At 65.0% G+C, this 7,237-nt stretch carries 5 protein-coding genes; 1 reads left to right on the top strand and 4 read right to left on the bottom strand.

Annotation, left to right across the window (positions count from 1 at the left end; all coding sequences use genetic code 11):
• Window positions 1-480: 480 nt before the first annotated feature.
• From AB0B90_RS37425 to AB0B90_RS37415, 3 genes are all read right to left on the bottom strand, one after another.
• Window positions 481-1,641: a hypothetical protein gene (locus AB0B90_RS37425; RefSeq protein ID WP_362926623.1), complete on the bottom strand. Its 1,161-nt coding sequence runs from the start codon at window positions 1,639-1,641 to the stop codon at window positions 481-483.
• 125 nt (window positions 1,642-1,766) lie between these two features.
• Complete coding sequence (locus AB0B90_RS37420) at window positions 1,767-2,957, bottom strand: hypothetical protein (protein ID WP_362926621.1); 1,191 nt, start codon at window positions 2,955-2,957, stop codon at window positions 1,767-1,769.
• Window positions 2,958-3,173: 216 nt separating this feature from the next.
• Window positions 3,174-4,733 (bottom strand): hypothetical protein, encoded by a 1,560-nt coding sequence (locus tag AB0B90_RS37415; RefSeq protein WP_362926619.1) that lies wholly within the window; start codon window positions 4,731-4,733, stop codon window positions 3,174-3,176.
• Window positions 4,734-5,297: 564 nt separating this feature from the next.
• On the opposite strand from AB0B90_RS37415, the gene AB0B90_RS37410 reads away from it, so the two are divergent.
• On the top strand, window positions 5,298-5,651 hold the full coding sequence (locus AB0B90_RS37410; protein ID WP_350949758.1) for an SSI family serine proteinase inhibitor: 354 nt from the start codon (window positions 5,298-5,300) through the stop codon (window positions 5,649-5,651).
• Window positions 5,652-5,791: 140 nt separating this feature from the next.
• Here the strand turns inward: AB0B90_RS37410 and AB0B90_RS37405 are convergent, their stop codons facing one another.
• Window positions 5,792-6,907: a serine protease gene (locus AB0B90_RS37405; protein WP_350949757.1), complete on the bottom strand. Its 1,116-nt coding sequence runs from the start codon at window positions 6,905-6,907 to the stop codon at window positions 5,792-5,794.
• Window positions 6,908-7,237 lie beyond the last annotated feature (330 nt).

Genomic DNA, 7,237 nt, shown 5'->3' with positions numbered 1-7,237 from the left:
TTGGTCTGATGTGGAACGCCTCTTGCGTCCCATGCGTCAGTAAAGGGATTGCCAGAAACATACAGCGCCGATCTTGAACACCGGAAGCCGGTTCGAGAGGGAAGAAGCGGGCCCGGCAGGCCGAGACCGTTTCGTGATGTTTAAGCACCCTTGATGCTGGTGTTGTGATTGAGGTTGGCTCGGGTTGTTTCCGCAGTTAGAGGTAAGTGTGAGGTGAAAGTAGCCAATGAAGTGTGGTCGGCTGGTTACAGTGAGTCATGATCGATATGTGATGCAGATCACATTGAGTTGATGGCACCGATTTCGTGGTGGGCACGTCTAAAGCGTTCACATCCGGTCGAAGAGACTTCCGGATCGCCCCGTGAAACGCTTTCTCGGCTCCGGAAATCCACTTCTTCACCCCCGGGAAACGGGTGCGGGACCCGGCGCTGCGCGCCGGGTCCCGCGAATGGTGAGAGAAAGCCTCTCAGGAGACGAGAGTCACCTGTAGAGCTCGCCGTTCGGGCCGACGATCCTGCCGGACCACACGTTGGCGGCCTTCTTGTAGATGTCGGCGGTCTCGCCGTCGAAGTACGGCGAGGTGATGAGGTCGTAGCGGTCGTTGCCGTCCTGGTCGCCGAACAGGCTGGTGACGCCGTTGACGAGCCCCAGGCGGGTGGAACTGCTGTACTGCGAGATCCACGGTCCGCCGTCGGCGCCCGGGGTGAGGGCGCCCTTGAGGCCGACGTGCTCCTCGACCTTGTGCGCCGCGGAGACGTACTCCTTGCCCGACGTCTTGCCGTACACGTACTTGGGCGTCACGCCGGTGTAGGGCTTGTTGCCGTCGGGGTGCGGGGCGGTGGGGTAGCCGAAGGCGTAGACGGTCTTGCCGGTCCTCTGGTTCCAGGTGAAGCCCTGGCCTCCGACGTTGTCGCCGAGGCGGCCGACGTCCTTCGACAGCAGGATGTGGTAGCGCGAGCCACGTGACCACTTGGGGCCGCTGAACCCGTTGTACTCACGCTTGGTGACCTGCTTGACCCCGTTGAAGGCGACGCCGTTGTAGACCGTGACGAAGGCGTAGTCCTTGTCGTAGTCCTCGTAGTTGGCGAAGTCGTAGTGCGTCCACGCCGACTTGCCGACGTAGATGCCCCACGGGGTCTTGCCCTGGTAGTAGCCGGGGACGAAGACCCACTTGTCGAAGGTGTCGCTGTTGCTGCCCGGGTCGTAGACGCAGTGGCCGGCCGTGGCGACGAGGTTGCGGTACCTGCCCTGGATGGAGGTGGCCGAGCACCACCGGTACTGACCGTTGACGACGAAGAACACCTTGCCGATGGTCCTGGGCAGGTTGACGTTCTTGGCGGTCGACGGGGTGCCCTTCTGCGAGCCGGTCGGGCCGACGCTGCCGGGCCTGCCGTCGGGGGAGAAGCCGCCGCCGACCTTCATCTTCGGTGCCCCGGGATCGGGGTTGTAGACCGTCGCCCTCTTGAGGGCGGCGAAGTTCGAGGCCGCCCAGAAGTTGATGACCGAGATCGCCGAGGCGTTGTTCCTCGCCATCGGGTCGGTCGCCCAGTCGGGGGCCGCCTGGGCGGTGCCGACCAGGGTGGTGCTCAGCAGGGCGGTGGCGGCTGCGACGCCACCGAGGGGGAGAAGAGAGTGCTTCAAAAGACGAGCTCCTTGCGCTGCAACGTTCCCGGACATCCGGGAACTGCGGGACGACAAGCAACCTATGCAGCGATCGGCGGAGCAAACCCCGGATAAGGGTCTCTTAAGTCTCTCTTAAGGCGGAGTTATGTTCGGGGTGCCTGCTGGGTCGCGGCCCAGTGGTAGACGACGTAGGTCGACGCGATGAAGTACGGCGAGGAGATCCTGTCGAACCTGCGGTCGGTGTTGACGTCCCAGGCGAAGCTGTTGACGCCGTTGAGATAGCCGAGGCCGTTGCTGTAGGAGATCAGCCAGGGACCACCGCTCGCGCCGTTGGTGAAACCGCAGGTCAGCGCGATGCCCTGCTCGACCAGGCGGGTGGGGGCCTTCACCTTGATGGTGCGCCCGTCGCACCACTTCAGCCGCTGACCGTCGTAGGGCCGGTAGCCGTCGGGGTGCGGGGCGGCGGGGTAGCCGAAGGCGACCGTGGACAGGCCGGTGCCGCGGTTGGTCACCAGGCCCTGCCCGCCGACGTTGTCCTCCAGGCTCCCGACGCTCTCCATCTCGTAGCTGCCGGAGGTCTTGCCGGCCTTCCACCTGAAGCCGTCGTGCACGGTGACGAACGCGTAGTCGTAGTCGTAGTCGCCCTGGCCGACGAAGTCCTCGTGCAGGTTGAGCGAGTGACCGACGTAGATCCCGTACGGGGTGTTGCCCTTGTCGTAGCCGGGGATGAAGATCCAGTATTCGGCCTGGCTGCCCGACTTGGCGTCGTAGGCGCAGTGCCCGGCCGTCGCGACCAGATTGCGGTTGGCCGCCGCCACGGAGGAGGCGGAGCACCAGTAGTCCTTGGCGCCGATCCGGAAGAACACCTTGCCCACGGTCACCGGTGAGCCGCCGGAGGACGGGACCCGCTTCTTCGGGAGAGTGGGCTTGACGACCGGTGCGGCCTTCCCGGACGTGGTGGAGTTCTTCCCGCCGGTGGTCGCGCTGCTCTCCCCATTCCCGGACGCCGCGGCGGCCGTGGCGCTTCCCGGTGTGGCGCTCCCCGAGGGGCCACTGGAGGAGGGGGACGCGGAAGGGGGCGACGCGGAGGAGGGGGGATTGCCGGGCGTGGCCGGCACGTTGTCCATCGCCTGCTTGAGCCTGGCCGGGCTCCAGTACTCCGCGATCCGTTTCATGTCGGCGCTGCTCTTGGTCAGCGTGATCGAGGTGATCCCGTTGGGAGCCCCGTACATCGGGGCGGCCGCCGCGCTCCCGGCGAACGCGAACGTCGCGGTCACACAGGCGGCGACCAGCCCGCCGAGTGTGGCCGTGAGCCGCTGAGCGCGGGAGGACATCGGGGGATCCTTTCCGGGGACCGGGGAGTTTCTGGTGGCTACCAGGGGCGCAAGGGGTGATTTTTCCAGATCAACTTGGTTTTGGGCAGTTCGTTGGACCGATCCGCTCTTACTCTGTTACCTGATCAGTGTGCCTGACGGTGTATAAGCACCCCGTGAAGGTGGAAAAAGGGGCCCGATGTGCACCGGGCCCCTTCTCGTTCACGAAGCCTGTGCCTAGGCGGGAAGCTTCCCGGTCCAGAGGTTGGCGGCGTGCTTGTAGATGCCGTACGTCTCACCGTTGAAGTACGGGGTGGTGACGCGGTCGTAGCGCTTGTTGCCGTCGCTGTCGATCGTGAGGCTCACGACACCGTTGAGGTAGCCGGTCCGCTTGGCGTTCTTGTACTGCAGCAGGAAGGGTCCGCCGCTCGCGCCCGGGGTGAAGGCGCACTTGATCGCCTGGTGCTCCTCGGCCTTGTAGGCCGCCACGACGGGCGCGGCGGTGGTCGTGCCGTAGCACCACTTCATCGTGTGGCCGGAGTACGGCTTGTTGCCGTCGAGGTGGGCCGAGGTCGGGTAGCCGAACGTGAAGACCTTCTTGCCCAGCTTCTGGTTCCAGCTGAAGCCCTGGCCGCCGACGTTGTCGCCGAGACGGCCCGCGTCGGCCACCGTCGAGATGTAGTGACGGTAGATCACGTACTTCACGGACGCGGTCTTCTTGATGTACTTCACCACGAAGTAGTACGTGATGGTGTAGTTGCCCTTGGAGTCGATCTTCCGGTAGCCAAGGCCCTTGTAGGCGTCGTACTCGGTCTTGGTGACGTGGTCGACGCGGGTCTCGAGCTTGGAGCCGGCCTTGGGCCAGTCGGACTGCGGCAGGTCCTTGCCCTTGAGCGTGACCTTGTCGTTCTTCAGGCCGTAGACCTCGCCGGCGACCTTCTCCCAGGTCCACTTGTCCGTCTCGGTGGCGACGGCGAGGGCACCCTTGAACTGGGGGCCGACCTCGTCGTCGGAGGAGACGTTCTCGACCTTGCCCAGGCCGCCCTTCTGGGTCCACCTGTCGTAGGTCTCGAAGTCGACCGTGGTGGCCGACTCACGGCCGACGCCGCCCTTGTCCATGTGCGCCTTGAAGGTCTTGTAGTCGACCTCCTTCTCCGGCTGCTGCTTGATGCCGTTGTAGACGTTGACGAAGGCGTAGTCGTAGTCGTAGTCCTCGTAGACCGTGAAGTCGTCGTGGGTGTTGACCTTGGCGCCGACGTAGATGCCCCAGGGAGCCTTGCCCTGGTAGTAGCCGGGGATGAACACGAAGTTGCCGTACGGCTTGTTCGTGTCGGTGTCGTAGACGCAGTGGGCCGCGGTGGCGACCAGGTTGCGGAACTTCGACTGCACGGCGGTGCCGGAGCACCAACGCTCCTTGCCCTTGTCGTCGACGAAGAAGACCTTGCCGACGGTGATGGGGAGGTTCACGTTCCGCGACTTGCCGGCGCTCTTGCCGCCCTCACCGGTGGGGGCGACGACGCCGGGCTTGCCGTCCGCGGCGGCCTTGGCGGCGCCCGTCTTGGTCAGCTTGGCGGAGACGGTGGAGTCGGCGGTGTAGGTCGACGCCGACTTGAGCTTCGATGCCGTCCAGTAGCCCGCGATGGCCTTCGCGTTACCGGAGGGGGTGAGGGCCGACGACTTGATGTCGGGGTCGGCCGTGCTCGCCTGTGCGGTGGCGGGGAGGGTGGCGCCGATCATCGTGGCGGCGGCGAGGGCACCGCCCACGGGGAGGATGAGGCGCTTGGCTCGGGAGTTCAATGAAGCTCCTTCTTTGTCATGGGTCGTCGCTCGGGACGGCAACCCACGCATGCGTAAAGAGACAAGAGGTGACCGTACTCGGTAAAGATGGGTTAAAAAGCTATAAAACGGGCAGTCAGTTGGACCGTTATGTGTTTGTTACAGAATCCATGGAACCGGGAACCCTCAGGGACCGTCTGATCTACTTCACCTTGATCGGGTCCTCCGCCGCAGGTCATGTGACCGTATGAACTGGGGAAACGCCGGGGCTGGTAGCCGTCTCACGAGTGCGGGAGAGGGCAGGCTGAGTCGCGGCATCCGCGTCACACGTCATCGGGGGATCTCATGCGGCGTCGTCTTCTCTGCCTGGCTCTCGCCGGCCTCCTCCAGTTCTCGGGCACGGCCACAGCGTCCGCAGTGTCCGCAGTGTCCATGCCGCCCCGCGACCCCGTTCCCGGACCGCGGGAGACATGGCCGTTTCCGCGTCCCGATGACCGGGGACCGCAGGTGACGAGACCGTTCCCGCTCCATCCGGGCGAGCCCGCCCAGATCATGCCCGCACCGGTGAGACCGTTTCCCGGGGAAATGCCCTCGCGTAGCGGCAAGGTGCTCGTGCTGAGCCTCGCGCGGGGAGAGAAACCTCTGCCCGCGCTTGGCCACGCCCTGCTGCTGTGCGATCGGCCCGGCGGCACCCACCCCGACGCGGTCCACGCGTGCGCGGTGCTCGCCAACATGCTGGGCGATCCCGGCAAGCTCAAGCCGAGGCCGGGGGTGGCCTGCACATTGGAGTACGACCCGGTCACGGTGACCGCCACCGGGATCTGGAACGGTCGCTTCATCCGGTTCGAACGCACCTACGGCAGCCTCTGCTCGATGCGGGTCGCCACCGGCCCCCTCTTCGCCTTCACGGACGACCTTGGGAGGTCGGTGGGTGCATAGAACGTTCCCGGGCGAAGTGGCGGCCTTCCCCGAAGCGATCCGGAGACCGGGTTCGTGGTCGGCCGCCACCCGTACGGGGCGGGTCCTCCTCGTTCACTCCGGCCGGCCGAATGGCCTTACAGCCGGCCGGAGCGCGCGAGTCAGCTGGTCCAGCGGTTGGCCGCGGTCTTGTAGACCTTGTAGGTGTCGCCGTTGAAGTACGGCGAGGAGATCTTGTCGTACCGGTCGTTCTTGTCGGTGTCCCAGGCGATGCTGTTCACGCCGATCAGGTAGCCGGTCCGGCTGGAGTTCTTGTACTTGTAGATCCAGGGGCCGCCGCTCGCGCCCGAGGTGAAGGCGCACTTGAAGCCGACGTGCTCCTGGACGTTGTACTTCGGCGCGGCCGGCATGGCGCCGGTCGTGCCGTAGCACCACTTCATCGTGCGGCCGGAGAAGGGCTTGTCGCCGTCGGGGTGCAGGCCGGCCGGGTAGCCGAAGGAGAAGACGGAGTTCTTCACCTTCTGGTTCCAGGCGAAGCCCTGCCCGCCGACGTTGTCGCCGAGACGGCCGACGTTCTTGATGATCGGCTGCCACTTGCCGTCCTTGTCCTTCTCCCAGTTCACCTTGAACCCGGAGTGGACGTTGACGAAGGCGTAGTCGTAGTCGTAGTCCTCCTTCACCACGAAGTCGTCGTGCGCGTTGAACCACTTGGCCGCGTAGATGCCGTAGGGGTTCTTGCCGTCCCACGCCTGGTTGCCGTCCCAGTAGGACGGGATGAAGATCCAGTTGTCGTAGAACTGGTTGGTCTTCACGTCGTAGACGCAGTGCGCGGAGGTGGCGACCACGTTGCGGTACTTGCCCTGGACCGAACTGCCTGAGCAGTACTTCCAGCTCTTCGGGTCCGCCGGGTTGGCGCCGGGCAGGGTGAAGAAGATGCGCCCGACGGTGTTGGGCAGGTTCACCTGCTTGCTCTTGGCGGACTTGGTGCCCTCCGCGCCGATCGGCGGGACCGACCCGCCGGGGCCGTCGGGGCCCGCGGCGTTGGAGGACTTGCCGCCCTTGACGCTCAGGTCGACGTCGCCGGTGGCGTCGGTGGCCTTGCGCATGCGCTCGGGCGACCAGAAGGCGGTGGCCTCGCCTGCCGTCTCGGAGGCGGCGGAACTGACCACGTCCTTGGGGGCCGTACCGGCGTTGGCACCGGTGGTGGCGCCGATCACTCCGGCGATCACGAGAACGCCGGTGAGGGGGATCGTGAGGCGCCGTGCTCGGGAATTCATGAAGCTCCTTTCGTTCTCAGCGGGGAGACGGGACTTCTCCTCGCCGGGAAAACGATCGGAACGTTACTGACTGGATCGAGCACTCGGCGGGAATTGACGGGAAAAAGTCTCGGCCGGTTCCATCCGATGCTGTCTCGTTATTTAAATAGCTATTTGTTATAGCTTAACGAATAGGCATTTCAGCAGCTCACCATAGCTGCGTGGCGAGCTCCGAGGCATCGCCGGCACCATCGGTAACAGCGATTATCCAGAGTTTCTCAAGTAACTCCGACACCTTCCGGCCGTGGGGCGAAGTGACGTTCTTGATGCTGTGTCTCGGCCTCTCATGGT

It is taken from the genome of Streptosporangium sp. NPDC049078 (genome assembly GCF_040648855.1).
GTDB lineage: Bacteria > Actinomycetota > Actinomycetes > Streptosporangiales > Streptosporangiaceae > Streptosporangium.
This window is presented reverse-complemented; position numbering and strand designations above follow the sequence as displayed.